The 26,687-nt window shown below is 37.6% G+C and carries 27 protein-coding genes; 17 read left to right on the top strand and 10 right to left on the bottom strand.

Annotation, left to right across the window (positions count from 1 at the left end; genetic code table 11):
• The first annotated feature begins 31 nt into the window (after positions 1–31).
• From ABFY81_RS01780 to ABFY81_RS01770, 3 genes are all read left to right on the top strand, one after another.
• The gene (locus tag ABFY81_RS01780) at positions 32–817 is read left to right on the top strand and encodes a helix-turn-helix transcriptional regulator (RefSeq protein WP_346789736.1); all 786 of its coding nucleotides are present in this window, start codon (positions 32–34) and stop codon (positions 815–817) included.
• A gap of 261 nt (positions 818–1,078) precedes the next feature.
• On the top strand, positions 1,079–1,528 hold the full coding sequence (locus ABFY81_RS01775; RefSeq protein WP_347912902.1) for a DUF6097 family protein: 450 nt from the start codon (positions 1,079–1,081) through the stop codon (positions 1,526–1,528).
• A 274-nt stretch (positions 1,529–1,802) separates the two neighbouring features.
• Entirely contained in the window at positions 1,803–2,237 is a 435-nt protein-coding gene (locus tag ABFY81_RS01770; RefSeq protein ID WP_347912901.1) for a glyoxalase, read from the top strand.
• A 41-nt stretch (positions 2,238–2,278) separates the two neighbouring features.
• Here ABFY81_RS01770 and ABFY81_RS01765 read toward each other — a convergent pair whose 3' ends face one another.
• Positions 2,279–2,542, bottom strand: coding sequence for a hypothetical protein (locus ABFY81_RS01765; protein ID WP_013197966.1), 264 nt, complete (start codon positions 2,540–2,542; stop codon positions 2,279–2,281).
• Between the two features lie 229 nt (positions 2,543–2,771).
• On the opposite strand from ABFY81_RS01765, the gene ABFY81_RS01760 reads away from it, so the two are divergent.
• Entirely contained in the window at positions 2,772–3,215 is a 444-nt protein-coding gene (locus tag ABFY81_RS01760; protein ID WP_023274242.1) for a BLUF domain-containing protein, read from the top strand.
• Positions 3,216–3,351: 136 nt separating this feature from the next.
• On the opposite strand, the gene bla is transcribed toward ABFY81_RS01760, so the two are convergent.
• Positions 3,352–4,206 (bottom strand): putative subclass B3 metallo-beta-lactamase, encoded by an 855-nt coding sequence (gene bla / locus ABFY81_RS01755; RefSeq protein WP_151762380.1) that lies wholly within the window; start codon positions 4,204–4,206, stop codon positions 3,352–3,354.
• A 543-nt stretch (positions 4,207–4,749) separates the two neighbouring features.
• Between bla and ABFY81_RS01750 the strand changes: the two genes are divergently transcribed.
• The 3 genes from ABFY81_RS01750 to ABFY81_RS01740 all read left to right on the top strand — a co-directional run bounded on the left by ABFY81_RS01750 (position 4,750) and on the right by ABFY81_RS01740 (position 8,303).
• Positions 4,750–6,171 (top strand): GntP family permease, encoded by a 1,422-nt coding sequence (locus tag ABFY81_RS01750; protein ID WP_347912900.1) that lies wholly within the window; start codon positions 4,750–4,752, stop codon positions 6,169–6,171.
• 33 nt (positions 6,172–6,204) lie between these two features.
• Complete coding sequence (locus ABFY81_RS01745) at positions 6,205–6,990, top strand: 3-hydroxybutyrate dehydrogenase (RefSeq protein ID WP_275290025.1); 786 nt, start codon at positions 6,205–6,207, stop codon at positions 6,988–6,990.
• 326 nt (positions 6,991–7,316) lie between these two features.
• Positions 7,317–8,303 (top strand): AraC family transcriptional regulator, encoded by a 987-nt coding sequence (locus tag ABFY81_RS01740; RefSeq protein WP_347912899.1) that lies wholly within the window; start codon positions 7,317–7,319, stop codon positions 8,301–8,303.
• Positions 8,304–8,370: 67 nt separating this feature from the next.
• Here the strand turns inward: ABFY81_RS01740 and ABFY81_RS01735 are convergent, their stop codons facing one another.
• A complete protein-coding gene (locus ABFY81_RS01735; protein ID WP_347912898.1) occupies positions 8,371–9,714 on the bottom strand; it encodes an MFS transporter in 1,344 nt (447 codons plus the stop codon).
• Between the two features lie 16 nt (positions 9,715–9,730).
• A complete protein-coding gene (locus ABFY81_RS01730) occupies positions 9,731–10,942 on the bottom strand; it encodes an OprD family outer membrane porin (RefSeq protein ID WP_347913404.1) in 1,212 nt (403 codons plus the stop codon).
• Between the two features lie 369 nt (positions 10,943–11,311).
• Between ABFY81_RS01730 and ABFY81_RS01725 the strand changes: the two genes are divergently transcribed.
• From ABFY81_RS01725 to ABFY81_RS01705, 5 genes are read left to right on the top strand one after another with little or no spacing between them, the layout of a single operon-like run.
• Positions 11,312–12,562, top strand: a complete 1,251-nt coding sequence (locus ABFY81_RS01725; RefSeq protein ID WP_347912897.1) for a dienelactone hydrolase family protein — start codon at positions 11,312–11,314, stop codon at positions 12,560–12,562.
• Between the two features lie 12 nt (positions 12,563–12,574).
• Positions 12,575–13,360 (top strand): SDR family oxidoreductase, encoded by a 786-nt coding sequence (locus ABFY81_RS01720; RefSeq protein ID WP_004701698.1) that lies wholly within the window; start codon positions 12,575–12,577, stop codon positions 13,358–13,360.
• Between the two features lie 43 nt (positions 13,361–13,403).
• Positions 13,404–14,642, top strand: coding sequence for a styrene monooxygenase/indole monooxygenase family protein (locus tag ABFY81_RS01715; RefSeq protein ID WP_213033557.1), 1,239 nt, complete (start codon positions 13,404–13,406; stop codon positions 14,640–14,642).
• Between the two features lie 28 nt (positions 14,643–14,670).
• A complete protein-coding gene (locus tag ABFY81_RS01710) occupies positions 14,671–15,201 on the top strand; it encodes a flavin reductase family protein (protein ID WP_347912896.1) in 531 nt (176 codons plus the stop codon).
• Positions 15,202–15,254: 53 nt separating this feature from the next.
• Entirely contained in the window at positions 15,255–16,202 is a 948-nt protein-coding gene (locus ABFY81_RS01705) for a transporter (protein ID WP_347912895.1), read from the top strand.
• 55 nt (positions 16,203–16,257) lie between these two features.
• Here ABFY81_RS01705 and ABFY81_RS01700 read toward each other — a convergent pair whose 3' ends face one another.
• The 4 genes from ABFY81_RS01700 to antA all read right to left on the bottom strand — a co-directional run bounded on the left by ABFY81_RS01700 (position 16,258) and on the right by antA (position 20,717).
• Complete coding sequence (locus ABFY81_RS01700; RefSeq protein WP_347912894.1) at positions 16,258–17,316, bottom strand: AraC family transcriptional regulator; 1,059 nt, start codon at positions 17,314–17,316, stop codon at positions 16,258–16,260.
• Positions 17,317–17,767: 451 nt separating this feature from the next.
• Positions 17,768–18,802, bottom strand: a complete 1,035-nt coding sequence (gene antC / locus ABFY81_RS01695) for an anthranilate 1,2-dioxygenase electron transfer component AntC (RefSeq protein WP_347912893.1) — start codon at positions 18,800–18,802, stop codon at positions 17,768–17,770.
• 5 nt (positions 18,803–18,807) lie between these two features.
• Positions 18,808–19,299 carry an anthranilate 1,2-dioxygenase small subunit gene (gene antB, locus ABFY81_RS01690; RefSeq protein ID WP_000076809.1) on the bottom strand — a complete coding sequence of 164 codons (492 nt, stop codon included), beginning with the start codon at positions 19,297–19,299 and terminating at the stop codon, positions 18,808–18,810.
• Positions 19,300–19,301: 2 nt separating this feature from the next.
• On the bottom strand, positions 19,302–20,717 hold the full coding sequence (antA, locus tag ABFY81_RS01685; protein ID WP_077165402.1) for an anthranilate 1,2-dioxygenase large subunit: 1,416 nt from the start codon (positions 20,715–20,717) through the stop codon (positions 19,302–19,304).
• A gap of 219 nt (positions 20,718–20,936) precedes the next feature.
• On the opposite strand from antA, the gene ABFY81_RS01680 reads away from it, so the two are divergent.
• From ABFY81_RS01680 to ABFY81_RS01665, 4 genes are all read left to right on the top strand, one after another.
• The gene (locus ABFY81_RS01680; protein WP_347912892.1) at positions 20,937–21,287 is read left to right on the top strand and encodes a LysR family transcriptional regulator; all 351 of its coding nucleotides are present in this window, start codon (positions 20,937–20,939) and stop codon (positions 21,285–21,287) included.
• 182 nt (positions 21,288–21,469) lie between these two features.
• Positions 21,470–22,255 carry a molybdate ABC transporter substrate-binding protein gene (gene modA / locus ABFY81_RS01675; protein ID WP_347912891.1) on the top strand — a complete coding sequence of 262 codons (786 nt, stop codon included), beginning with the start codon at positions 21,470–21,472 and terminating at the stop codon, positions 22,253–22,255.
• Positions 22,252–22,944 (top strand): molybdate ABC transporter permease subunit, encoded by a 693-nt coding sequence (gene modB / locus ABFY81_RS01670; protein ID WP_347912890.1) that lies wholly within the window; start codon positions 22,252–22,254, stop codon positions 22,942–22,944. The genes modA and modB overlap by 4 nt, the downstream gene beginning before the upstream one ends.
• A gap of 4 nt (positions 22,945–22,948) precedes the next feature.
• Positions 22,949–23,569, top strand: coding sequence for an ATP-binding cassette domain-containing protein (locus ABFY81_RS01665; protein ID WP_347912889.1), 621 nt, complete (start codon positions 22,949–22,951; stop codon positions 23,567–23,569).
• Between the two features lie 46 nt (positions 23,570–23,615).
• Here ABFY81_RS01665 and ABFY81_RS01660 read toward each other — a convergent pair whose 3' ends face one another.
• Positions 23,616–25,220: a PepSY-associated TM helix domain-containing protein gene (locus tag ABFY81_RS01660; protein WP_347912888.1), complete on the bottom strand. Its 1,605-nt coding sequence runs from the start codon at positions 25,218–25,220 to the stop codon at positions 23,616–23,618.
• Between the two features lie 2 nt (positions 25,221–25,222).
• The gene (locus ABFY81_RS01655; RefSeq protein ID WP_151827315.1) at positions 25,223–25,513 is read right to left on the bottom strand and encodes a hypothetical protein; all 291 of its coding nucleotides are present in this window, start codon (positions 25,511–25,513) and stop codon (positions 25,223–25,225) included.
• Between the two features lie 413 nt (positions 25,514–25,926).
• On the opposite strand from ABFY81_RS01655, the gene ABFY81_RS01650 reads away from it, so the two are divergent.
• The gene (locus ABFY81_RS01650) at positions 25,927–26,658 is read left to right on the top strand and encodes a 4'-phosphopantetheinyl transferase superfamily protein (RefSeq protein WP_347912887.1); all 732 of its coding nucleotides are present in this window, start codon (positions 25,927–25,929) and stop codon (positions 26,656–26,658) included.
• Positions 26,659–26,687 lie beyond the last annotated feature (29 nt).

The following is a 26,687-nucleotide window of genomic DNA, read 5'->3' as shown; positions in this document are numbered from 1 at the left end:
AGGACTAAATATATTAATTATTGGACAAATTTTGAAAATTGCATCAGATAGTATTTTTGATCCAGATATTTTCGCTGATCCAGTGATTGGTATTGCATCAGATATAGGAAAACATGATTCTGGTAAGCATTGTCATCTTCGTCATCAGTTACTGTTTTCGGCTGCTGGTAGTATCACAATAGAAATAGGTAAAATGACTTTTTTACTACCACCACGACGTGCTGCATGGATTCCTGCAGGCACAACTCATCGAGCGATCATGCGTGGTGTAATGGCTTACCGCTCACTATATTTTTTACCAACATCAAATTTATCTCAGTTGCCAGTACAGATTGTTGAAGTCAATCCATTATTTTTTGAAGTAATTGAAAGAATGGCATTTTGGCCATGGGGAATGCAGGCTGAACAACAGGTAAGTTTAATTACTGTTTTTTGTGAAGAGATATGTGGTGCACGAAGTGAAAATTGGCAATTAATGTATCCATCAGATACTCGTCTAGAATCTTGGTTAGAGCACGTCCGTATGGGAGAACTACCTCCACGTTTAGGTCAGCTGGCTCTGATAGTAGGTGCTTGCGAACGTACTATTAGCCGAATATTTATTCGTGATACAGGAATGAATTATCAGAACTGGAGACAACAATGGAGATTATTAAGAGCAATAGAAATGCTATCTGAAGGTATACAAATAAGTGAAGTGGCGCAACAATTGGAGTTTATCAGTGATAGTGCATTTATCGTTTTTTTCCGTCAACATACAGGTACTACTCCAGTCCGTTATCTACAGAATATTTTTAGAGAAAGCTTGTATAAATAAAATTTTCTCTATCGGTAATATTAGAGTTAATCTTAAAACAAGTAGCAAAAAGACTCTCTTTTACTACTCTAATTTAATCCAAGTTCTTCATAAAAATTGATCTTATTAAAACTATTGAAAATAGGAAAGTGTTTAGAAAAGTTAAAGTATCTTCTGGATTTTTTATTCAAGTTAATTTATTACTTTTATGTTAAAAAGCAGTTTCTCATATAGAATTTCCACTAAAATCCCTGTTTTTTACTGATTGCATTATGGTTATTTATGGGAAATTTAAGAATTTTAGGTGAATCTCTGGAAAATGCGGAAATATTAAAAGACGTTCAATATCATATTAAAGATAGGAGATTACCTATCTCTTTAAAAGATGATTTAAACAAACAAATTATTGAGATTGAAAAATATTTTGGTGAAGATGACTTTGAGAAACTGGAAGTTAAGAAAAACAAAATTAACATCTGGACAGGAATTCTTGCAGTTCCTATCTTAATTTATTGTATTGCCTTGTTCTTAAGTCGATATGTACATAATTTGGGAATTAATATTGATGTAGATATGATGAATCATATGTTATTTGGAAATATATTGAAGTACATATGGGCGATTATTCTTTATGCAGCAGTATTTTTTGGATTAATTTTTTACTTTTATTTAATGAATAATCAAAGTAAAAAATTAATTGAAAAGAATGTTGAGAAGCTTCTGAGTAAATAAATTTTAGAACATTTAAGCCTCGCATTGGCGAGGTTTTTTGTCTGAATATTTAAACGTTCTCTAGGCAATTTTTTCTAAAGTTTCTTCTAAAAGAAATAGTAATAATCATTTTTAAAACTCAGAAAATAAATTATGCATGATTGACGTGATGATAGTGATAAGAGGATCCTTAAAATATTTAGGAATAAATTAGCAAGAAAATAATTAATGTTTAAAAAATGAATTATTTCAAGTATAAAAGAACCTATTACTTTATAAAAATGAGTTATTAAAAATGTCTCCTATCAAAGTACTTTTTGTTGCTGGATTTGGACCAATTACAAGAGTTAATGAAGAGAGTAAAGCACTCTATCAAGATACATTAAACCTTCCAATAAAAGCGATGGAAGGTAATGAATCTTATATGAGTACAGAAGCTAGCGAGCTGGGTGGTGTAAAACACTTTGCACTGTGGCCATTACATCAAGCAGCAGAGTCCTGCTTTGGTCGAAAAGAATGGCCCGAGGAGTTTACTGTTCCTCAAAGTTGGATTGAGTTTGAAGTTGAGGATATTAATGAAGCTTCAGCTCATATGATTTCTAAAGGATATCAACTACTGGTAAATAATCGTTTAGAACCATGGGGGCAGTCAGTTACTCGCTTTTTAAGTCCTGAAGGAGTACTTACTGGGTTAACAGTTACGCCATGGCTACGTACCGCAAATGAATAAATTAGTAACTTTATCTAAAACATATGAGAAAAAATGTTTACTCAGGAATACCGTAGTTTGGTTTTCTTTGTCAAAATCTTGATAATCTTAAAGACCTGATTATTCAGTCTTATTTTTTGATGAACGGTGGCATTGTCAAGTTGATCCCATAGTTCAAATGGGAAAAACTCTGAACTATGATCAAATACCCATAACCATTGGTAACTATGAGTCAGTGTATTACTATCAAAACGAACATCTTGAACTTTGACAATCTTAAATTGTTTATGATGTTCGTCTTGAAGAGTGATTTCATGGTTCTCCATTAGACATCCACAAATTAAAGACAGTTTTAATTTTACTAAAATTAAAAGTATCTGTTTAGTTGATTAAGTTGGCATTCATTTACAAAAGATTTCTGCTTGTTAAAGTTTGTCATTTTCAAAATGATAATAATCTTTACTTTTGAAATACAAGGTTTTAAGTAGGTTGCATTGTAAGGATAGTATGTAAGTGTCAGAATGCACCATTGACATTTATCTTCGAGTTATCGCTATGAGTTTAATAGGCTTTATGTATGCAAGTAAAACCAATAGTGAACATAGTCAAATAAAACAAGATTTAATTGATATTCTTACAGAAGCTGTCAAATTTAATTCTAAAAATGACATTACTGGTGTGCTTTACTATGGTAATGGGTACTTCTTACAATACTTAGAAGGAGAGAAAGAACAAGTTGAGGCACTGTTCTATAAATCAATTTTGAAAGATTCAAGACATCAAAACTGCGAAATCATCTTTTTGGAACCGTCTGAACAACGGTTATTTAAACATTGGAGTATGAAATTTGCTCCTATCAATACAAAAATAAAAGATTTCTTTTTTCATCATCATGTTGATGACTTTAATCCATATTTGCTTAACACTACATCAATTCCATCTTTTATTGAATTACTTGTAGATCAACCCAATTTGAAAGCGGATCAATATCAAGTTTAACCAATATTATAATTTTTGATTAGATATAACTTGAACAGGAAAATAGTAAAGGGCGATTATATTACAGCTTCTAAAAAAGCCCTGCATGATCAGGGCTTTTAAATTTTTATCAAATATAAATATGACAACTTAATGTTTATGGATGACTACTAACTAGTGATTTTTCAAACGCCATTTCCGCATCTTTTACAATACTAGAAAGTTTTTCTGGTTGAATAAATGCATTGGTTTGTCCAGCATCTTTACGCGCCTTATTGCCCAAGACATCTGCAACTTCTGGATGGCTAGTAAGCACAATATCTGCCTTCATATTTTTCAAAAGCTCAAAACTCTTACGATAATCTGCAACAATATTTGGATACTGATGATTATTTTGTAAAACATTACCAGCTACAGAGAGACTGCAAGGGAAAACAACAGTTAGGTTCTTACCGTTAGATTTAATTTCAGTTGACCAAGTTGTACAACCCGGAGTATGGCCCGGGGTAAGCGTGGCTTTAAGTTTTAATTTTCCTAGTTTAACTACTTCTCCATCGTGAATGACTTTATCAACTTTAACTGGAGTAAAAGGAATAGTTTGGAAGGTGTTTTCACCTATAGGTTTTCCTATTTCTAAAGCCTTAACATCCTGCTGCATTGCAATTAATTTAGCACCAGTATCTTGTTTAATGCGTGCAAGTGCACCTACATGGTCCCAATGAGCATGGCTTGTAACCATAATTTTTACATCTGATAACTTAAAACCTAATTGTTTAATGTTCTGCTCTATTTGCTCTGTATTTTCTGGAAGGCCCGTATCTATCAATAGAGCTTGATGACCAGAAGCTAACAAATAAGCTGCAAGACCATGAGTACCTACATAGTATATATTTTCAGTAATTTGAAATGGCTGAGTATTTTGAGTCCAGTCATCGGGTAACTTTATTGGTGCAGCTGAGGTAGATAAAGAAGTCAACAATATACTTCCTATAAACAACATCTTTTTCTTCATCTTTATTGGACTCGTAGGTTGGTCGCAGTAATTAAAGTTTTATATTTTAACGCCTTTGCCATGATTAGACCCTAATCTATTCATAAAAAACCTGATTATTCGTATAAAAAATTTCTGCTTAATTGTTAATGTAAAGGATGGAATGTATTTAGTAATGAGAAGTTAACCTTCTTAATATTTATTAATTTAATGATGTAATTAAACTAATTTAAAAAATATATTATTTAATTATCTTTATTAAATAATATAGAGATATTAATTTAATTTACTCAATAATTAATAAGTTTTATTAAAAAATAATGGTTTTTAAATGGTGTATTTTTACTATTTGAATTATTTAAGTTTCTGTATTTTATTGATATTTTAAAAATTAAATAAATTACATTGTTTTTAAATATTTTAGTGATATTTTATTTTTAAGCTCATTTACCTATTACCACTCATAGATACTGTGATTTTTATCATTTTAGGTTTGGGATAACCTAAATATCTTTTGGTAATTTTATTGAACCTAGTATTTATTCTTTAAGGAGCAAAGAATATATGTGGGAATTATTTGTAATTTTACTTTCGCTTGGGCTGTTAATGTATACAGCTTACAAGGGCTTTTCTGTCATTCTCATGGCACCCATTTGTGCCTTACTTGCAGTTTTACTGATTAACCCAGTCAATGTTTTACCGTTTTATTCGGGTGTATTTATGCCCAAAATGGTGAACTTTATTAAAGATTACTTTCTTGTGTTTTTGCTCGGGGCAATTTTTGGTAAAGTCGTTGAAATGTCAGGAATTGCTGAGTCTATTGCTAGAACCATTGTGAGATGGATTGGAGCAAAAAAAGCAATTTTAACCGTTGTACTATTAGGTGCAATTTTAACCTACAGTGGTGTAAGTTTATTTGTTGCTGTATTTGCCATTTATCCATTTGCCAACCAGCTATTTAGACAAGCTAATATTCCAAAACGTTTAATTCCAGGGACCATCGCGCTTGGTGCATTTACATTCACCATGGATGCATTGCCGGGTACTCCACAAATCCAAAACGTAATTCCAACCACTTTCTTTGGTACCAATATTTATGCCGCACCTTTCTTAGGAATTATTGGTGCTATTTTTGTTCTATGCATGGGTTTAAGTTACTTAGAATGGCGTCGCCGCGCTGCTGCAAAAGCTGGGGAAGGATTCTCTGGGTTTGGGGTAGACAATACACCATCTCAAGAAATTGAAGCCGATATGGCTTTGCAAAACAATGGAAGTACGGCTCGTCAGTTTTTAGCATTTGTACCGCTCATTCTTGTTGCAGTAATGAACAAATATTTGTCTAAAGCAATTAAAGAGTGGTACCCAAATGGGTTTGATTTTGCCTCAGTTGGTCTAGCTGATTACACCGTAGATGTTGCGAAAACTGGTGCGATATGGGCGGTTGGTCTTGCGCTCATTGTCGGGATTATTACTGCAATTTTGTTTGATTATCAACGTGTAGTGACGAACTTTAAAGAAGGTATTAATGCCAGTATTGGCGGTTCACTTTTAGCAGTGATGAATACGGCTTCTGAGTATGGTTTTGGTGCAATTATTGCGTCATTACCGGGCTTTGCACTGATTAGCCATGCAATGAGCAGTACCTTCACAAATCCATTAGTCAATGGGGCGGTGACGACAACCGTTTTAGCAGGTATTACCGGTTCGGCTTCTGGTGGTATGAGTATCGCTTTAAGTGCGATGGCTGAACATTATAACGCCGCGATTTTAGCTGCAGGTATTCCACCTGAAGTCATGCACCGTGTGGTTGCAATGGCGTCGGGTGGTATGGATACCTTACCGCATAATGGTGCTGTAATTACTTTACTCGCTGTTACAGGTTTAACCCATAAACAATCGTATAAAGATATTTTTGCAGTTACGGTAATTAAAACATTAGCAGTATTTGTAGTGATTACGGTCTTTACCGTAACGGGTATTGTTTAAATCAGCACGTTATAAGTATTAAGGAGTAAATAGATGACTAAACTTTTAGACGGTAAAGTTGCTTTTATTACAGGTTCTGCAAGTGGTATCGGTCTAGAGATTGCTAAGAAATTTGCTCAAGAAGGTGCCAAAGTTGTTATTTCTGATATGAATGCCGAAAAGTGCCAAGAAACGGCGAATTCACTTAAAGAGCAAGGCTTTGAAGCATTATCTGCACCATGTGATGTGACCGATGAAGACGCTTATAAACAAGCAATTGAGCTTACTCAAAAGACCTTTGGCACGGTTGATATTTTAATTAATAATGCTGGCTTTCAACATGTTGCACCTATTGAAGAGTTTCCAACGGCTGTTTTTCAAAAGTTAGTTCAGGTCATGTTAACTGGGGCGTTTATTGGCATTAAACATGTTTTTCCAATTATGAAAGCTCAAAAATATGGCCGTATTATTAATATGGCTTCAATTAATGGACTAATTGGTTTCGCTGGAAAGGCTGGTTATAACAGTGCTAAACACGGCGTGATTGGTCTAACAAAAGTTGCAGCATTAGAATGTGCGCGTGATGGCATTACGGTAAATGCTTTATGTCCAGGTTATGTAGATACACCATTGGTTCGTGGGCAAATTGCAGATTTAGCTAAAACGCGTAATGTGAGTTTAGACAGCGCACTTGAAGATGTAATTTTGGCAATGGTTCCTCAAAAGCGTTTACTCTCTGTTGAAGAAATTGCTGACTATGCGATTTTCCTTGCGAGTAGCAAAGCAGGTGGGGTAACAGGCCAAGCTGTTGTTATGGATGGTGGTTACACCGCTCAATAATTTAAGTATTTTATAAAAGCCGCTTATTTTAAATAGGCGGTTTTTTTATTCGTTAAAATTTATGATAGTCTGCTGTTCAAAATAATGATTTATCTCTACTCTATTTGTTTATAAAAAATCTAATAAAATAAGTTCGTTAAGGTATAAAATTATACTTTAAAGGTATTTAACTTATTTCCATTTTTAAAATTTAATAGAGTATGAGAAAGTAATCTTTACTCTCTTTCTTGATTCGGTATTTTCAGGAAAATTCGTCAATTAAAGGATATTAATTGGCATACAAGTTGCTTTTTAAGCAATAAGTTATTTAGCTAGGTGAAAAGGATATGATATCACTCAGCCAACAGACGGAACTCAATCATTATTCACGCAAAGCTGAATTTGCGCAGAATTTGATGTCCACGATTTGTGGGGAACATCGTCTAGATACAATTTACAAAGACACTCTCGATTTTCACTATGACGGAATGCGTTTGCCTAATAAAAAAATGGCAATCGGTACAATCAGTTATGGTGCAAACGTTGCCATTAACATCTCAAATTTAAAAGCGTATAGCATTAGTTTGCCGATACAAGGTCGACAAGCTCTCAACATTCGTGGCGCTCATTATCAATCTGATGAAAACAAGGGCCTTATTGTTTCAAATAACGATCAGCAAGATTTGATTATCGATAAAGATTGCAGAAAATTTCAGGTGGTTATTCCTGAGCGGAGTATGCAGATTGTTCTTGCGGATCTACTAAACAAACCCATAGAGACGCCTATCATTTTTAATCCTGAAATGCACTTAGACTCTGAGCAATTGATTGGTGCATGGTGGAAGAACATTCAAAATTTTGTACAGTTAAAATCGCAATATAGCAGTTTTTATGGTTTGCAAATGCTATCTGAAGACTATGAAAATTTTGTAATTAAAGCGTTATTGTTGTCTCAAGAAAATAACTACTCAGAAGCCTTAAAGTTACTCTCACATCAGGATGAGCCAGCTTATATCCGTAAGGTTCGTAATTTTATTATTGAACATGCGCACGAAGAAATCTGTGCAGAAGATTTACAACGTCTGGCTGGGGTTTCAAAATCAAAATTGTATGACGAATTTCAACAGTACTACGGCACCAGTCCAATGTCGTATTTAAAAAAATATCGCCTTCAACAAATTTATAAAATCTTGAGCACCACAGGTGCAGATAGAAAGGTTTCTATTTCAAAGCTTGCCTATGACTGGGGCTTTAACCATTTAAGTCGTTTTTCTCAAGAATATCGTGAAGAGTTTGGTGAAAATCCAAGTGAGACCAAAGGGAAAATTTTCTGACATTTAACTTTCGCAATAAAAAACTGATTTAGTTGCCTAAATCAGTTTTTTATTTATAGCCTAATATTTATAAACTTTCTTCGAGCTTTAACACTTGTTTGTTTTTAGATTTCTCATGAATCACTTTCAGGCTAAGTGCAATAAATGAGATGAAGGTTGGTAATGCAAGAATAAAGAAAATACCGCTTAAGCTTAGGTTGAAAGTAAAAATAAGCGAGCCAAAGAAAGCACCTAAAATTGCACCGATACGACCAATACCATGCATCCATGAAACACCAACCGCGCGGCAAACTGCTGGATAGAACATAGCTGCAAGTGGCAGTAATGAAGACTGTGCACCAGCGAGTAATGCACCAATTAAGAAGATAGTAAGACCTAACAAGAAAATATTTGAGCTCACCAGACCTGCGACAATGAATAGGGCGAAGGCAATTAGATATGAATATTTAATGACTGTGGTTGGGTTCAGTTTATCCATGTACCATCCCATAATGGTTGCACCAATCACACCACCAAAAGGGAAAATCGCGGCAATTAAACTAAACTGTTGGGTACTAAAACCAGCTGTTTTTAGAATTGTTGGCATCCAGCTTGTTAAAAGATAAAATACCAAAAGACTAGTAAAGCAGCAGAGCCAAAGCATGCTTGAACCCCACAGATATTTTCCTAAAACCACTTTAACCGGATTTTCATCTGATGCAGTTTCTGCTTGAGTTAAAACAAGTTTTACAGGTTCTTGGAACGAGTGGCCTTGAATATTTTCTAGAATACGCTGAGCTTTGTCTTGTTGATGACGTGTAATTAAATATTGAGTTGATTCAGGTAATTTAAGCAATAAAGCAACCACTAAAATTAGGGGAATGCTTCCGCCAATAATAATCACCTTAGCCCAGCCATAACTCTCTAATAGATAAGCTGACAGTACACCGCCGCAAGAAATACCGAGCATGAAACCACAGCCAGCAAGACCTGTTAAGAATGCTTTACGTTTTACAGGCATATACTCAGAGACAATCGTACTGATGTTTGGCATGGCTGCACCTAAACCAACACCTGTAATAAAGCGATAAATCATTAAATCTTGGGTTGAGTCGGCAAAGCCACACAAAATCGTAAATATTGAAAATAAAAGGCTTGTAAAAACAATAACACCTTTACGTCCAAACTTATCGGACAGAGGCCCTGAAATGATTGCACCGATCGACATGCCGACTAAGGCAGCACTTAAAACAGGAGCGAGTTGAGGCTTGGTAATCCCCCAATCATCTAATAATGCTGGGGCAACAAAACCAATAATTCCTGTGTCTAGACCATCACAGAAGAAGACAAAAAAGCCTAGGATAAAAACCATCCACTGTAGTGGAGACAGTTTCTCACGGTTGATAATCGTGTTTGCATCTATCGTTTTCATACGTATTCCTTATTCATTAAAATTTTTTGCTGTAATTGACGAAGAAACGGTTTTCAGAGAAATCGTTCCCATGCTTAACGTCATAATTGATGAAGATGTACTGAAGAGCTAAGCCTTTGAGGAATGGCTGTTGAAGGGCATAATTGACAATAACGTTTGCTTCACTTTCTTTATTTTTTAAGCCATCTGCTGTCTTAAAGTGATCGCCATATACATATTTGAAAGTGGTATTTAAGCCAGGCACATAATCTTTAAAGTCATAGCCATAAATAAAGTGATAGGACTTTTCATCTTGTTTGAAGAAACCAGTGGTGTTCCAGTTAATGAAATAAGTTTCAGGCAAGAAACCATCTGGTAACGGGTAAGCAGACTCACCAATAATTTGCTGATAACCCAAACCAAAGCTGTGATTTTTTACTTTAAGCGTTTCTAGTAACCCTACATTTTGTGCATCGATGTCAAAAAGATTTCCATTATCTTTGGCATTGAAATATTTGAACTTTGAATTAACTGAAAAATTAGAATTTTTCCATATATGGTCAATGCCGACATAGTGTTTGTTATATAAATCCTCCATATTCCCAAAGTAATATTCACCCTTCAATGTAGGCGTAAATTGATAGCGCAGATCTATGTAGTTAAGTCCGTCGGAATAGCCAGTCACACCTTTTGAAGTAAAAGAAAATCTGTGAAAGTCTTCTTCATTTCGCGGAGATACTTTTTCAATGCGGCCAATTTCTGCAAAAAGCTTATCGTTTAGCTGGCTCTTAAGGTTAGTTCCCCAATAAGATGTCAGGAGTTGTCGACTTGCATCTACAGTGGTTACGGGTAGATCCAGCCATAATTCACCAATGCTGAGTAGCGTCTTGTTATAGCCTAACTTTAAGGTCGCACCATATTTTAGATAATCGGGTGCTTGTGACTGCGTCGCTTTATCGAAAGGTAATACCGTATCTGCAACATGTTTATCTTGGCTTAATCGAACCGCATATTGTGCTGAAGCATTTGCGCCAATTTGAATTGGGGTTCCTCCAATTTCTAACGGCGTATCATGCATATTTGAGTTGTAAAATAGAGAAACTGATTGTGACCAGCTACCTGTGTCTTTTACATCTGGATTGTCATAGTTTCTGTCTATATATGCATTTTTTAATGTAAATTTCCATTCTTCATCCGCTGAATAAGCCTGAGTAGAAAATGCACTACAACATAAAATATTGATGAGCATTAACGTTTTTTGTTGTCCATAAAGTGGCCATGGTCGATGCATAAATAAACGCCTTAATTTAGAAAATGACTGGGCTTTTTTTATGTAATCAAACGAATTACATGACTTGATTGAACTATTTTTAGCCAATCGTCACTATCCAATAAGTCCTAATCTTCATCCATTTTTTCCAAATGAGATAAAAAGTATTAATTTAATTTTTTAATTTAAGCTTTTGAAATATAGGTATTTCTTGTTTTTTTTAGTTTTTATCCAGTTTGATGAGTTTTGATAATTGCGCAGAGATTGGATAGTGCTTGCAGCTTTTGGACAGTCTAAAAAAAATTTCGGATAGAAGATAAAGCCATAACAATGTCAGGAGTTGACACTATGGCTGGTCAAACCATTCAAATTAAAACAGCATCTGGAAAGCAGTTCAGTGCATATCTAGCGACGCCAGAAACAGGAAAAGGACCCGGTGTGGTGCTTTGTCAGGAAATCTTTGGGGTGAATGCAGCCATGCGAGAAAAAGCAGAATTTCTTGCAGAAGAAGGCTATACCGTTTTAGTTCCTGATTTATTTTGGCGTGTAGCACCTAATATTGAACTGGGTTATACACCAGAAGATTTTCAAAAGGCTTTTGAACTTTATCAGCAATATGATGAAAATCTTGGGGTTGAAGATATTCAGGACAGCTTATCTTTTTTAAAGACTCGACCAGAATGTGACACTTCTACAGGCCTCGGAGTTGTGGGGTACTGTTTGGGTGGAAAGCTGGCGTATCTAGCAGGCTGCCGACTTTCTGACGTGGCATGTGCCGTAGGTTATTACGGTGTAGGCATTGAAAAAGCGTTAGATGAGTTAGCCAACGTAAAAGGACGTTTGGTTTTACATATTGCAGAACTGGACCAATTTACACCGCCAGATGCGAGACAAGCGATTGTCGATGCAGTCAACCAATATTCAAATGTACAAACTTATGTTTATGAAGGTGTTGATCATGCTTTTGCACGCCCTAAAAGCAATCATTATCACAAACCGTCAGCACGTTTTGCCCACGAGCGTACAGTAACCGCTCTACATGACACGATTGGACCGAAATATGACTTAGTTGCTTTATGGGAAGAGCATATTTGTCATGAGTTCGATACGCGTGACGTGCCAGCAACCATGGCAACAATGGTCGCAGAACCGTATGTCAACCATATTCCAACCTTAACTGGTGGTGTAGGTCAAAGCCAGCTTGCCCGTTTTTATCAATATCACTTTGTTCATCAAAATCCAAAAGATATGAAGATTACCTCGATCTCTCGTACGGTTGGTTCAACGCAAGTGGTAGACGAGTTCATTATGAGCTTTACCCACGATGCTGAAATTGACTGGTTATTACCGGGTGTAAAACCGACTGGTAAATACGTCGAAATTCCAATGTTAGGTGTAATTCAGTTCAGAGGTTCAAAGCTGTGTCATGAGCATATTTACTGGGACCAAGCGTCTGTACTGGTTCAAATTGGTTTATTAGACCCGATAGGTTTACCAGTTGCAGGTGTAGAGACAGCACGAAAACTTCTTGATGAAGATCTTCCTTCAAATACGTTGATGCCATCTTGGTCAAGTAGCGAAGGCAAGCCAGTCAATTAAGGAGTATCTGTAATGAATATAGATTTAAAAGGAAAAGTCGCTGTGGTAAGCGGCGGCGCAACACTGATTGGTAAAGCTGTTGTGCAAGCCTTAGTGAGTGCAGGTGCTCATGTCGCTATCTTAGATATTGATGCCAAAGGCAAGGCAATTGCGGAAAGCTTTAATCATGATGTGATGTTTATTCAAACCGATTTAACCAGTGATGCGGCTATTCAACAAGCTGTGGCGGATATTCACCAACATTTAGGTGAAGTGAGCTACTTGGTGAATTTGGCATGTACCTACTTAGATGATGGTTTTAAATCTTCACGTCAGGACTGGTTACAAGCACTCGATATTAATTTGGTCTCAACAGTTGAGCTGAGCCGTGCTTTATACCATGACCTAAAAAAGCAGCAAGGTTCAATCGTTAATTTTACTTCAATCTCGGCCAAAGTAGCACAAACAGGACGCTGGTTATATCCGGTTTCTAAAGCCGCGATACGTCAACTCACACAAAGCATGGCAATGGATTTTGCTGCCGATGGTATTCGCGTCAACTCCGTTTCACCGGGTTGGACATGGTCTCGTGTTATTGCAGAAGTCAGTGGTAATAACCGTGAAAAGGCCGATAGCGTGGCAGCCGATTATCACTTGCTAGGTCGATTGGGTCATCCCGAAGAAGTTGCCAATGTTGTTTTGTTTTTATTGTCACCCGCTGCGAGTTTTGTCACCGGAGCAGATTATGCGGTCGATGGCGGATATTCAGTGATGGGCCCTGAAGGATCACAGCCCGCTATTCCACGCTTAGCCGAATAGCACAGCGTTTTAAAAGCACATTTAGAAAATTATGGAGAATATTATGCGCCGTATTGCAATTGTTGGAGCAGGGCAGTCTGGTTTACAGCTTGGTTTAGGTTTATTAGATACAGGCTATGACGTGACCATGATCACCAACCGAACTGCCGATGAAATCCGTCAAGGTAAAGTCATGTCAAGCCAGTGTATGTTTCATACCGCTTTACAAACTGAACGTGACTTGGGACTAAATTTTTGGGAAGAACAATGTCCAGCGGTAGAAGGTATCGGGCTGGCTTTAGTTAATCCTGAAAATGGTGGTAAAGCATTTGAATGGAGTGCTCGTCTTGAACGCTACGCTCAATCGGTCGATCAACGCGTCAAAATGCCATATTGGATGGAAGAATTTGAACGCCGTGGCGGTCGATTGGTAATTCAGGATGTAGGTATAGAGGAATTAGAACAACTCGCAAACGACTACGAGCTTGTATTACTCGCGGCTGGTAAAGGTGAAGTCGTTAAACAGTTTGAACGTGATGATGTGCGCAGTGTTTTTGATAAGCCTCAACGCGCTTTGGCTTTGACCTACGTCAAAAACATGAAGCCAATTTCGCCATACTCTCGTGTGACTTTTAACATTATTCCTGAAGTCGGCGAATACTTTTCATTTCCAGCACTTACCGTTAATGGTCCTTGCGACATCATGGTGTTTGAAGGTATTCCAAACGGTCCAATGGATTGCTGGCAAGATGTCAAAACACCCGAACAGCATCTGCAATGCAGTTTGGATTTACTCAAGAAATTTGTGCCTTGGGAATATGAACGCTGCGCGAATGTTGAGTTAACCGATGCTGGTGGATATTTAGCAGGACGTTTTCCGCCGACAGTACGTAAACCCGTTTTAACCTTACCTTCTGGCAAGAAAATTTTTGGTATGGCAGATGCCTTGGTGGTGAATGACCCTATTACTGGTCAAGGCTCAAACAACGCTGCTAAGTGTAGCAAAATCTATTTCGATGCCATTTTAGCCAATGATAATCAAAACTTTAGCGAACAATGGATGGTTCAAACTTTTGAACGTTATTGGGCTTATGCAGAAAAAGTGGTGGCTTGGACCAATAGCCTGTTAGTACCGCCGCAACCCCATGTTGTTGAGCTATTAGCAGCCGCAAGCCAAAACCAGAGCATTGCTTCCATTATGGCCAATAACTTTGATGACCCTCGTGCCTTTGCTCCTTGGTGGTTTGATGCAAATCAGGCTCAAGCATTCATGGCCTCAAAAACCGCAGCAAAAGTGGCTTAAGGGCAAAACAGCAAAGGGAGATATGAAAATGGACACAATTGAAACTTTAGCTTTACAAGCAATTAATGCAGAAAACCCAAGAGAAATCCGTAATTTGCTTGGACAGTTTGCAACTGGCGTTACCGTGATTACAACTCGTGGTAAAGATGGTCGGAAAATAGGCATGACAGCCAATTCATTTTCATCGCTGTCTTTAGATCCGCCATTAATTTTATGGAGTCTTTCAAAAACAGCTCCAAGTTTGACTGATTTTGTTGAAGCTGAATATTTTGCCATTCACATGTTGGCACAAGAGCATCATCAGCTTTCAGGACATTTTGCTCGAGGTGCCGAAGACAAATTTGCAGGTATTGCCCATCAACAATGCAATGCAGGCATTCCAATTTTATCTGATGCACTCGCAACCTTGGTTTGCCGAAATGTAAATCAGTATGAGGGCGGAGATCACCTGATTTTTATTGGTCAAATTGAACAATACCAACAACGCCAAGGTGAACCATTGGTATTCCACGCAGGAAAGTATCGGATTGCCGCAGAACATCCAGAATTAGCACATTAATTCACCACAATCACGATCAATCCGGTCGTGATTTTTTTATAGGAAATAAGAAGATGAAAAGCACTTTAATTAAACATGGCTTTTTAGCAGGGACATTGTTGGGTTTGCCATTGGTTTCTCATGCCTATGATTTACCGACCGTAAATTTAGGTATGACCAGCTTTCTCGATGGCGGCTTACCCGCAGGGCCCGGCTGGTATGCTCAAACCTATTTTCAAAATTACGATAGTAATAAACTGGTCGATGCCAATGGACAAAAATTAGGTTTACCTAAAACAGATTTAAATTATCAAGTATTGGTTGAGCAGATTAGTTATTTATCGAATGTCCGAGTAAATGATAAAGCCAGTTTAGGTATAAATTTTTTAATTCCTTTTGTCAGCAAAATGGATATGGATGATGGCTTGAATAATGCTGCTATTAAAGCCCAAAGTGGCTTTGGGGACATTATGATCGGACCTTTTATTCAGTTCGATCCAGTCATGGGGGCACAAGGGCCAAAGTTTGTACATCGTTTTGAGTTTCAGGTGAATTTACCTACTGGCGAATATGATCGGCAAAAAGATATTAACCCCAGTAATAACGCTGTTTCATTTGACCCTTATTGGGCTGCAACGTATTGGTTTAATCCTAAATGGACCGCATCCACACGTATCCATTATCTCTATAACTTTAAAAATGATGACCCAAGCTATGCTTTTGCTGGAGCAAATGATATGCAAGCTGGGCAAGCAATTCATGCAAATTTCGCAACAGACTATGCCATTACTGAACAGTTCCGCTTAGGACTAAATGGCTATTGGTTAAAACAAATCACAGACACCGAAGTTGATGGTGAAAAAGTCAAAGGTAGACGTGAGCAAGTCTGGGCAATTGGTCCGGGTGCGATGTATAGTTTTTCTAAAAATGATCACTTGGTTACAAATGCTTATTTTGAGCAAGATGCTGAAAACCGCCCAGAGGGAACACGACTGCAAGTTCGTTATGTCCATCATTTCTAAGTTATAAAAAAAGCCTTTTATATTCATCAATATAAAAGGCTTTTCTCTATTTGTTTTAAGAAAAAATTGAAGTAATTAAGCCTGAGCCTTCATTTTGACCAGAACGGCGGGTAGAAGAAGGTAATTCGCCATAACGGCGTTTATACTCTTGAGAAAAACGGCCTAAATGAGTAAATCCCCATTTAAATGCAACGTCAGTAACCGACAGATTTTCATTATGCATCAGCTCTAAATGAGCTTGTTCAAAGCGTAATTCTTTTAAATAAGACATTGGGGTAGTCCCCAAATAGTTTTTAAAACCAGTAAATAGGGTTCTTACGCTCACGCCTGCATGTTCAGCTAAAATCTCGACATTAAGCGGCTCATGTAAATGTTCTTTAATATAGGCTTCTGTGCGCTTCACGAAATAAGGAGAGACCGTTTTTTCTTTATGCTGATCTATTTTATGTAATGCGTTATTGGGTTGCCCATAAATGAGGGCATTAAACAAATTTGACTCAAATTGTTTAAAGGCTAAAGGATGATGAAGCGGGTGTTGCTCGCATGCCAAAGCATCCATCAAGGTTCTAACCAGCTGTAAAAAATAGGCTCCACTTTGTATAGAAAAGTCTAATTTTGGGTCGAAAATGAGTAAGTTATTTTCTGAATCAGCAATATGTTGACGGCAATGGTAAGTAAAATCATCCTTTGAAACTTTTAGAATAAGCTGTGGCGAGTTCGCATGCCAGCGCATACGTAAAGATTGCTGAGGAGAAATAAGAGACGCAACTTGAGAATAAGAAATAAACTTTTGTGAACCAAACTCGATTTCTGCATAGCCCTGAGTTGGAATTTGAATGAGGTAAAAGTTATCAAGGTGATCTGGTTCAATAATGACATCCGCGCCATATTCCAAGCGACTAATAGACAATGCGCCTGTTTTAACATGGTGCATGGTTGCACTGAAATCTCGCTTCTGCTGAGAGATTTTAAGATCATGTGGCTTAAAAATTTGGCCTACATTTCGGCAAGTTTCGCTTAAATCGTGGTGATCAAACACCAGATTATGATTGGTAAAGATAGACTCATTTTGAAAATGACGCCCACTGAGTTCTGGGGAGTTGGCTTGGTTCATATTTATCCCTTTTGGCTCACTCCTGTATTTACTTGTATTGCAAAAGTCTTAAACCTTCACTGTTCAGCAAGTAAATACGGCACTTAAAAAATTAAGTTACTCGCAAATTACAATGAGATATAAGCAAAATACAGACCAATTTAACCGCTAATTAATATGATTTTCTCAAATTTTTACGTCGGATTTTGTCCATCAATTTAATACATTTGAGAAATAAAATAGGGGGATATAAAAGGTGCTATAAGTTAATCTCATCATGACCTTATTCCTTAAGATCTATCAAAATTTATAGCAAATCCGAGCGAATTGGTCAATTTTATTTTTTCGGAATTTATTGTTTTATATTATTGATATATATTAACTTTTAGTTTTTATGCAAAAATTCAATATACCCCCTACAGAGTATATTGAATCATTTCAGGTTTTAGTGGTTTTTAAATTATTTATACCTTTAACGTGAGGTATTGCTCTGTAAAAACTTCTCGCTGTAAATACGATAATTTTGCAGAGCTTGCTCATCCAACCAATTTTTGACGGCTTCAATCATTGGTGGTGGGCCACATAAATACATATCAAAAGCCTGTTCAGCCAGTTGATCTTTATTCAAGTGCTCATGAATATAGCCCGCTTTGCCTTGCCAAGCTTCGGTTGCTTTAGTCACAATCGGGTGATAACTAAAGTTTGGTAGCTGCTCTGCGTAGGCATGTAAACGCTGTTGTTCACACAAGTCGGTTTCATTATTTACGCCGTAGTACAACTGAACGGCAGGTGAGTTAGGCTGCTCAACCAAGTTATCAAGCATTCCTAAAAATGCGGATAATCCTGTTCCACCTGCCACAAAAACCAGTGGACGCTGTACTTCACGTAAATAGAAACTACCAAGTGGTGCTTCAATGAGTAGGGTTTGCCCAACCTGACAACGATCACGCAAGTAATTACTCATAACACCGTCTGGTAAGAGACGAATTAAAAACTGTAATTGATTGGTCGCATTTGGTCTGTTTGCAAATGAATATGAGCGCCAATCTTCAGTATCTGGAATTTGCAAACGAGCATATTGACCCGGTAAAAACTGAAGTTGTGCAGCATGACTGCTTGCATCAAGATGCAAAATTGCTGTTGTTTCAGAAACCAGCTCAACAGCGGTCACTTTGGTTTCAATTTTTAAAGTATCACCAGCGTTGCAGATCGCAGAATCATGATCGAAATAAAAAGCTGCATCTGATTTTACACGGGTCTGGCAAGCTAACATTTTGCGCTCAGCCAAATCACGCTCACTTAATGCATCTTCATCAACATATTCTTGTTCATAAAGACCAGTTTCACATTGACCCTGACAGGTACCACAAACACCTTCACGGCAGTCTAGCGGTAGGTTAATTCCTTGGCGAACTGCTGCATCAAGCAACAATTCATCGTTATTTACCGAAATGAAAAAGGTTTTGCCATCGGCAAAGTTAAGTGCAACTGAATGTCCCATTTTCATTCCCCTTAAACGTGATAGAAGTCTAAAACGGAATCAATTTTGTCATTAAGCAAAATGCTGTGCTGACGACGAATACGGAAACCATCTGCTGTTTGGCGTAAAAGATAAGTAGCATGTCCGTAAAAACAGCCTTCTAAACCTTGACGGTTATAAAGCGTTTGCCATGCAACTTTTGCTTCAATTAATCCATCATCCAGTGTTTTAACTCGAATGTTGTTTATGCTGTGCAAAGTACGTGGCAACGGCGTTGCCGAGGCTGCTTTTCCAGTACGAATACGGAATACACGGTCTTCAAGGCCTGTACGGTCCGCATAATAGATATAAGACAAGCCCTGATTTGGATCTTGAACATAGTTATGGTCATCAATCCACTGGGGAATATGATATTCACTATCTTCATCGTAAAGCTCTAGGTAGGCATCCCAGTCATAAGCATCACAAAGCTCTGCTTTTTTGTACAAAAACTGAGATACAGCAAAATGTAGTTCTTGTGACATGGTTACACCTCATCCATCAGGGTATTGTTTTCAAAAGTAATATCTTGCATTTTCAATGCTTTCTTGTTTAATCCGTCGAGCATCAGACGTTGCCAATGTCCATGCTGGTTTACATAGAGTCCTTCGTGGGTAAACTCTCGGCCAGTAATGACGGGTTGAATGCCTAAATCTTGTGAGTTTTTAGTTGCGCCATATTCCCAAGACTGACAACCACGCGAAATATCGCTCCAACGTTCAAGACGTGCCTGAAAACCTTTTTGCTGTTCACGGAATTCAACTAAATCGTCGGGTGTACCAAGGCCCGACACGTTAAAGAAATCTTCAAACTGGCGAATACGGTTACGGCGCGCTTCAGCAGATTCACCTTTAACGCCAATACATTGACTAATGACTTCGGTTTTATTCCATGCCACTGGACGAACAATACGAAGCTGTGAACTAATTTGATCCATAAAAAATAGGCTAGGGTACAAGTTCAAGTTTCTTAAACGGTGCATTGCCCACTCAGCATATTTGTCGCCATATTTTTCGACCATATATGGCATAACTGTACTGTAACCCGGACGAACAGTTGGGTTCGGCATGTCACTAAACAGCACGCTATGACCATTTTTGAAACTGAACCAGCCATCGTCAGTTTCTGAATCACCGGCACCTAACTTGCTGTAGTCAAGCGTATCGAGTTCTTCACCTTTTGATGCATTGACTTGCTGACGGTGTTGAACTGTAGAGACGTAGTTATAGTGAACGGTACTTACATGGTAGCCATCTAGGCCATTTTCATTTTGTAGCTTCCAGTTACCTGCAAAGGTATAAGATGACTTGCCTTGTAATACTTCGAGTTCACCTGTTGGCGACTGGTTAACCATTAAATCAAGGAACAGTTTTGCATCACCTAAAAAGTCTTCAAGAGAATCTGTTGCTTGAGTATCAAGGCTTACAAATACGAAGCCACGGTAGCTGGCAATACGGCCTTGTTTTAAGCCTCGGCTTGATTTATCAAAATCTTCACAATATTCACCAGGTGCTTTGACTTTCACCAAACGGCCATCTGACTTATAGCACCATGCGTGGAATGGACAAGTGAATGTAGATTGGTTGCCTTTAGCAACACGTGTTAATGTTGCGCCGCGGTGCTCACAAGCATTAACCATTGCGTGTAATTCGCCTTTACCATCACGGCTCACAATAATTGGTTGACGGCCAATTTGAACTGTTAGGAAATCATGATTGTTTGGAATCTCACTTTCGTGGCATGCATAAATCCAAACCTTTTCAAAAATAAGTTCCATTTCCAAGTCAAATAGTTCAGGCTCAGTAAACATATTACGTGCAATACGAAACACGCCATCGTTAGGACGGAAGTCGATACATCCATCTACAAAATCATTCCATTGTTTTAAATTAGATGAGGTCATTTGCTCAATCCTATTCATTCAGCTTTTAACTGATTGAACCGCGATTAGGCTTTGGCCTCTATCCGTTTTTTCCAGATCTTTATCCACTTTGTGCAGTTTTGATTTTTTAATAAGACTATTTTTAAGAGCTAATCGAGATTTAAATTTGTATATGTCTTAGCTTGTTAAACTTCCCTATAATGTTAACGAGCATAAAATAAACTTTTGTGAACTAAGTCTATGAAAGAAAAAAACTTAAAATTACAGATTAGAATTCTTTTAGAGCAGAACATTGCATTTGGACCGGGTAAGGCAGACTTACTTGAAGCAATTGAGAAAACTGGTTCGATCTCACAAGCTGCAAAATCTATGAATATGAGTTACCGCCGTGCGTGGCAGTTGGTAGACACCATGAACCAGTGTTTTGAAACAGCTTTAGTTGAAACTCAAACAGGTGGAACACATGGTGGTGGGGCTGCCGTTACAGCTTTGGGCCAGAATGTCTTACAGCATTACCGCCAAATGGAAATCAATGCTCGACAAGCCTTAGAACAGGACTATCAAATTATGGGTAGCTATTTAAAGAAATAAGATGAGAAATATTTTATAAATCAAAGAATTTAAGCGAGAATCAGTTTTTGCTTAACTATAATTTTTAACTGCTTAGAAAAAAATATCCATCTTTATAAATAATTTCTACTTTTCATCGTCTATGCTTATCGCTATATTCTTGGGTATATATCGCTGCAAAAAACGACAAAAAGGTAAACATAATGGTAAGTGATACGAATATAAAAAAGTTGGCTTTAGTCTGTTCGGTGCTCAGCATAGGATTAGTCTTTAATGTTCCAGCCAAAGCTGAATCGGTTACCGTTTATGCAGCAGCGAGCTTAACCAATGCTATTAACGATTTAGAAAAAATTTATGAAAAACAAAATAAAGTAGAAGTTAAAACTTCATATGCAGGCTCATCGACCTTAGCGAAACAAATTGAAGCTGGGGCACCAGCGGATGTATTTATTTCAGCAGATACCCAGTGGATGGATTATCTGCAAAATAAAAAATTAGTTGCAACAAATGACCGTATAAATCTATTAGGCAACCGTCTGGCTCTAATTACCCCTAAAGGGCAGTCACTAAATGTAAAACTAGATAAAACCACCGATCCAAATAAAGTGTTTAAAGGCAAGATTTGTACAGGGGATACCAAAAGTGTGCCTGTAGGCAAATATGCTAAACAAGCTTTTACTAACCTAGGTTGGTGGAGCCGTATTGAGCCAAAGTTAGTTGAAACAGAAGATGTTCGAGCGGCATTAAACTTTGTTGCGCGAGGTGAATGTCAGGTTGGCATTGTCTATGCAACTGATGCAGCGATTAGTAAAGATGTAACAGTAGTTGGTGTATTTCCAGAAAATACGCATTCACCAATTATTTATCCTGTAGGGTTGATTAAAAAGAATCCAAGCTCAACAAAGTTCTATCAATTTTTACAGAGCAATCAAGCCAAAGCTGTTTTTAAAAAATATGGTTTTAGCGTGTTGGCTCCAGCAAAGCCATGATGTTTTCTTTAACTCCAGAAGAACTGAGCGTTTTGCAACTTTCTTGTAAGGTGGCAGCAAGTTGTCTTGTCGTCAGTATTATTCCTGCAATTTGTGTGGGATGGTTTTTGGCACGTAAAGAGTTCTGGGGGAAGTCATTCATTGAAACATTGGTGTTTTTACCTTTAGTGCTACCGCCGGTCGTTCCTGGTTATTTGTTATTACAAGTTTTTGGGAGCCGCGGCATTATTGGACAATATTTGGCACCGCTCGGAATTGATTTTGCATTTAACTGGAAAGGTGCCGTTCTTGCTTCAGCAGTAATGGGTTTTCCGCTATTGGTGCAATCGATTCGACTAGCGATTGAACTGGTCGATCAGCGCTTAGAAATGGCAGCAAAGACATTAGGTGCCTCATCTTTAGGGGCATTTTTTCATGTCACGATGCCGCTTGCCAGCAGTGGTATTCTAATTGGTGCTATTTTATGTTTTTGCCGCAGTTTAGGTGAGTTTGGTGCGACCATTACCTTTGTGGGTAATATTTCAAATGAAACGCGTACTTTGCCTTTGGCCATGTATAGCCTAATGCAACAACCTGATACAGAAGCTGCTATTCAAAGGCTTATTGTTTTATCGTTAAGTGTGGCTTTTTTAGCCCTATGGTTTGCACAGTGGTTTCATCGGTATCAAAAAAAGCGTTTAGGACGGTAGAAATATGTTAATTGATTGCCATTTCCAGCTACATATGAGTCAATTTCATATTGAACCTAGTTTCCAGTCAGATGCTGCTGTTATTGGATTATTTGGTGCCTCTGGGTCAGGTAAAACATCAATTTTACATGCCATTGCAGGGTTGAACACACCGCATAGTGGACTCATTAAGATACAGGACCAAACATGGTTTGATTCAGATCAGAACATTAACTTGAGTACCCAAAAGCGGCATATTGGATTGGTTTTTCAAGATGCTCAGCTTTTTCCGCATAAAACGGTAAAGCAAAACTTATTATTTGGTCTTAAGCGTCTATCCCAACAAGAACGTCACTTTGAAGCAGACTACATTATTGAATTATTAAAGTTAGGGCACTTATTACAACGTATGCCCATCAAACTTTCAGGTGGTGAAAAACAGCGCGTAGCCTTAGGGCGAGCATTGTTATATTCACCTAAGCTGTTACTACTTGATGAGCCATTATCAGCACTAGATGCGAATCATAAAGCTGAAATTATTCCTTTTTTTCAGAAAGTAAAAGAGGAAATAAAAATTCCGATGATTTATGTGAGTCATGATATTCAAGAAATTAAACAACTGACCGAAACAATGTGGATTTTATAATTTTTCATATTTCACACATTATTTCAGTCTTGTCGATTTATGGTGGTTAGCTAGCCCATAAACTGCCAGCTGGAGCCGATTTTAGGCGATCTTGGGCTTGTTGATAAAAACGCCAGAAAGCGAAAGCAAAAATGATAGCTAAGAAATCAACTACTAAGATTTCTCCGCCATGTACCCATAGGCCACTTTGGGGAATGAAGTAGGCTAAAAGGGAGGTAAGCGGAATCGCAAATAACACCAAAACCAAGGTTAACAGCAGTTGCGGTAAAGCTTTTGCATAGCCAATCACAAAGGTGTAAATCATAGTCAGTAGGAAAATCGCATAATAACCATACATAAAGAGGTGATTTATGCTTTCCATATTGAATGCTGCGAAAAGCCAACGACTGGCTAACATTGTACCTACGATAGCTAAAACACACCCTAAACATGCACCTATCGTTAAGTTCGCAAGGAACACTACATCTTTACGTTGAACAGGAACTGGATCTTCAGCACGCTTTTGTTTACGTGCGCGGGTTTCAACCCAAAGAATATTGCCCGTATAAAACAAGAAAGCACCACCGACGCCTAACACAAAATAAATCCAACGTACGCCCGTACCACCAAAACTTCCAAAATGTAGACTAAACATGGCGTTGATTAACTTATTCCCAGCATCAGTCTGTGTGTTAATGCCTTTATGATTAAAGTGCTCAACGGCGTAGGGGTTCATACGTATAAAGTCTTGATTTGCTCCACGTAACATCTGATCGGGACTATACAAGGCTATACGTGCATTGGCTTTTTCAGGTTTATCGAGGTTACTGAACTGAATATAGTCAACTGAATATTCAGGTGCTACTTTTTTTGTTTGAGCTAATATTTGCTGCACATCTATTTGTGTTTGTTTAGGTTGAATAAGCGCAGGGGGAGAACGCTGAAAAACTGGCTGTCCTTTGAGGGCAAGTTGTCCAATCGCATCATAAAAAAAATCATGAAAAGCAAAGACAATAACGCTAATACTAATAATGATGTGAAACGGTAAACTGGTAATTCCAATCACATTATGCGCATCTAACCAAAAGCGCTTTTTATTTTTACCGGGCCGAATGACAAAGTAATCCTTTACCAAGGTTGGTAAAAGTATGATCACTCCTGAAAGCAGGGCAAGAAAATATAAAATTGAAACCACGCCCATCACATAGAGACCTAATCCGTGATGGCCGGCCATGCCCGGTATGCCTGCTGTTTCATGTAACTGTTCGATTAGCCAGCCTGCTTTAGATAAGTTTTCTTGAGCAACGATTAATTGACCTTTATCATCTAAGCTTGCCATCCACGTAGACTGAGCCGCATTAAAGCCATCTCCACGTTCATGTTCACTCCACGTAATGGGTGCATAGTGAAATTCATTCGACGATAAATTTAGTGTGAAGTTTTTTTGTGCAGCAGGATAGACAGTCTGTAATTTTTGAATGAGTTCATTATATTGATTGGGTGAGACTTTCGGTAATACTTGCTGTGTTGGCGTAGCCCACTTACTAATATGGTGCTGAAACATGCTGAGCCCACCAGCAAAGAAACAGATAAAAAGCAAAATACCTGCACATACACCCACCCAAGTATGCATGCTTTTTGCTAATTTCATGATGTCTGAACGTACTTTCATGTTTAACCCCGTAAGACAAAAATACAGCTATACGCTACGGCATTAGCAATGAATAAATAGATAAGCGCTTTTCGTCCAGACGTAAAAAAATAACTGCCAAACATAATCGGCATCCAAACCCAAGGAACACTCCACATACCCACTTGCACCAATAAATCCATGGCAACATAAGGTTGGCCTAATAAAACAATTAAATTACCAATAGCGATAGAAAAACTTAGACCTAAAACACCACCAGCAAAAGTTTTACTCCACCAGTCTGGCTGGATCGGAGACTGAATTTTAGCTTTCATGAAACCAGTTTCCGTTTAAAAAGAGCCATAAAAGGAAGAAACGACCACGCAAAAATGATGAGCATGAACCAGCAAAAAGCGGCAACCACTTTCGGTAAGCTTGCAAAGAGCGTAATAAATCCAATGCCTAATAGCACTAGACCCAAATACTTAAAGAAAGTAGGAAGATGTTGAGACAACAGATTTTGGTTGCTATGACTACAATAGATACTGACCGCTCCCAACAGGGTCAAAAAAAGTCCTATAAGTTTCATAATCGATGTTTATAAGTAAATTAAAGTCAAAATTTACCCAATAGTATAAGTAAATAATAATTATTATCAAATGATAAATATAATTATTTATAGATTTGAAGTGAGTAAGTTAAGATAGAAGATAACTCATTAAAAATATTTATTTTGAAGTCGAATCCAGTGAGTCATTATCTATACATTCCTGAACAAATCATTAAATCAATTTATGAAATCTCGAGTCCTATTTTTCTTACATCAGAGCTATTTTGTTATGGGCTAGATTTATCGCAAACAACGCATTTGCATATACACCAACGATTAGAGCATCCCCTAAAAATTGCTCAAGCGCGTGTCGAACGTAAAAATGAGTACTTATGTGGCAGGGTCTTAGCTCAGGCTGTTTTAAATCATCATTTCGGTTTAGATCAGCCAATAACCTCTATGCATGAACCTTTGCCCATCTGGCCAACTCATGTTTTGGGGAGCATTAGTCATTCACAAAATAAGTTAATTGTTGCGCTATCTAGCCATGCGGTTTATTTGGGAATTGATATTGAGCACTGGGTGACCTCAGAATTTGCTCAAGAGAGTGCACATCTTATTTTAACGCTATCTGAGTTCGATTTATGGAAAGATAAAACGGCTGAGTTTTTTGATTTTGCCCGCTATGTGAGTTTAATTTTCTCTGTAAAAGAAAGTCTATATAAAGCGGTTTATCCCACTGCAAAGCAATATATCGATTTCTTAGAAGCATCTATCGTTGATATTAATTTTGAAAATCACACATTAACACTAACTTTTTTGCCAGAAATTCAACAACGCTATCAACTTTTAGAACAATATCAAGGTGGCTGGGTCGTAGAGCAAGACCATATTATGACTTGGGTTTTTCAAGCACGAATTTTTGCTTAAAATAAAAGAAGGCAACGAATTGCCTTCTT

The organism is Acinetobacter sp. WA-87, assembly GCF_039938935.1.
GTDB classification, from domain to species: Bacteria; Pseudomonadota; Gammaproteobacteria; order Pseudomonadales; family Moraxellaceae; genus Acinetobacter; species Acinetobacter seifertii.
The sequence above is the reverse complement of the archived record's forward strand: the minus strand, read 5'-3'. Positions and strand labels throughout refer to the sequence as shown.

Bases quoted from the DNA above. Each gene is read 5' to 3' on its own strand.
- ABFY81_RS01775 (WP_347912902.1), top strand. From the start codon at position 1,079: ATGGGAAATTTAAGAATTTTAGGTGAATCTCTGGAAAATGCGGAAATA.
- ABFY81_RS01770 (WP_347912901.1), top strand. From the start codon at position 1,803: ATGTCTCCTATCAAAGTACTTTTTGTTGCTGGATTTGGACCAATTACA.
- ABFY81_RS01765 (WP_013197966.1), bottom strand. From the start codon at position 2,542: ATGGAGAACCATGAAATCACTCTTCAAGACGAACATCATAAACAATTT.
- ABFY81_RS01760 (WP_023274242.1), top strand. From the start codon at position 2,772: ATGAGTTTAATAGGCTTTATGTATGCAAGTAAAACCAATAGTGAACAT.
- bla (WP_151762380.1), bottom strand. From the start codon at position 4,206: ATGAAGAAAAAGATGTTGTTTATAGGAAGTATATTGTTGACTTCTTTA.
- ABFY81_RS01750 (WP_347912900.1), top strand. From the start codon at position 4,750: ATGTGGGAATTATTTGTAATTTTACTTTCGCTTGGGCTGTTAATGTAT.
- ABFY81_RS01745 (WP_275290025.1), top strand. From the start codon at position 6,205: ATGACTAAACTTTTAGACGGTAAAGTTGCTTTTATTACAGGTTCTGCA.
- ABFY81_RS01740 (WP_347912899.1), top strand. From the start codon at position 7,317: ATGATATCACTCAGCCAACAGACGGAACTCAATCATTATTCACGCAAA.
- ABFY81_RS01735 (WP_347912898.1), bottom strand. From the start codon at position 9,714: ATGAAAACGATAGATGCAAACACGATTATCAACCGTGAGAAACTGTCT.
- ABFY81_RS01730 (WP_347913404.1), bottom strand. From the start codon at position 10,942: ATGCTCATCAATATTTTATGTTGTAGTGCATTTTCTACTCAGGCTTAT.
- ABFY81_RS01725 (WP_347912897.1), top strand. From the start codon at position 11,312: ATGGCTGGTCAAACCATTCAAATTAAAACAGCATCTGGAAAGCAGTTC.
- ABFY81_RS01720 (WP_004701698.1), top strand. From the start codon at position 12,575: ATGAATATAGATTTAAAAGGAAAAGTCGCTGTGGTAAGCGGCGGCGCA.
- ABFY81_RS01715 (WP_213033557.1), top strand. From the start codon at position 13,404: ATGCGCCGTATTGCAATTGTTGGAGCAGGGCAGTCTGGTTTACAGCTT.
- ABFY81_RS01710 (WP_347912896.1), top strand. From the start codon at position 14,671: ATGGACACAATTGAAACTTTAGCTTTACAAGCAATTAATGCAGAAAAC.
- ABFY81_RS01705 (WP_347912895.1), top strand. From the start codon at position 15,255: ATGAAAAGCACTTTAATTAAACATGGCTTTTTAGCAGGGACATTGTTG.
- ABFY81_RS01700 (WP_347912894.1), bottom strand. From the start codon at position 17,316: ATGAACCAAGCCAACTCCCCAGAACTCAGTGGGCGTCATTTTCAAAAT.
- antC (WP_347912893.1), bottom strand. From the start codon at position 18,802: ATGAAAATGGGACATTCAGTTGCACTTAACTTTGCCGATGGCAAAACC.
- antB (WP_000076809.1), bottom strand. From the start codon at position 19,299: ATGTCACAAGAACTACATTTTGCTGTATCTCAGTTTTTGTACAAAAAA.
- antA (WP_077165402.1), bottom strand. From the start codon at position 20,717: ATGACCTCATCTAATTTAAAACAATGGAATGATTTTGTAGATGGATGT.
- ABFY81_RS01680 (WP_347912892.1), top strand. From the start codon at position 20,937: ATGAAAGAAAAAAACTTAAAATTACAGATTAGAATTCTTTTAGAGCAG.
- modA (WP_347912891.1), top strand. From the start codon at position 21,470: ATGGTAAGTGATACGAATATAAAAAAGTTGGCTTTAGTCTGTTCGGTG.
- modB (WP_347912890.1), top strand. From the start codon at position 22,252: ATGATGTTTTCTTTAACTCCAGAAGAACTGAGCGTTTTGCAACTTTCT.
- ABFY81_RS01665 (WP_347912889.1), top strand. From the start codon at position 22,949: ATGTTAATTGATTGCCATTTCCAGCTACATATGAGTCAATTTCATATT.
- ABFY81_RS01660 (WP_347912888.1), bottom strand. From the start codon at position 25,220: ATGAAAGTACGTTCAGACATCATGAAATTAGCAAAAAGCATGCATACT.
- ABFY81_RS01655 (WP_151827315.1), bottom strand. From the start codon at position 25,513: ATGAAAGCTAAAATTCAGTCTCCGATCCAGCCAGACTGGTGGAGTAAA.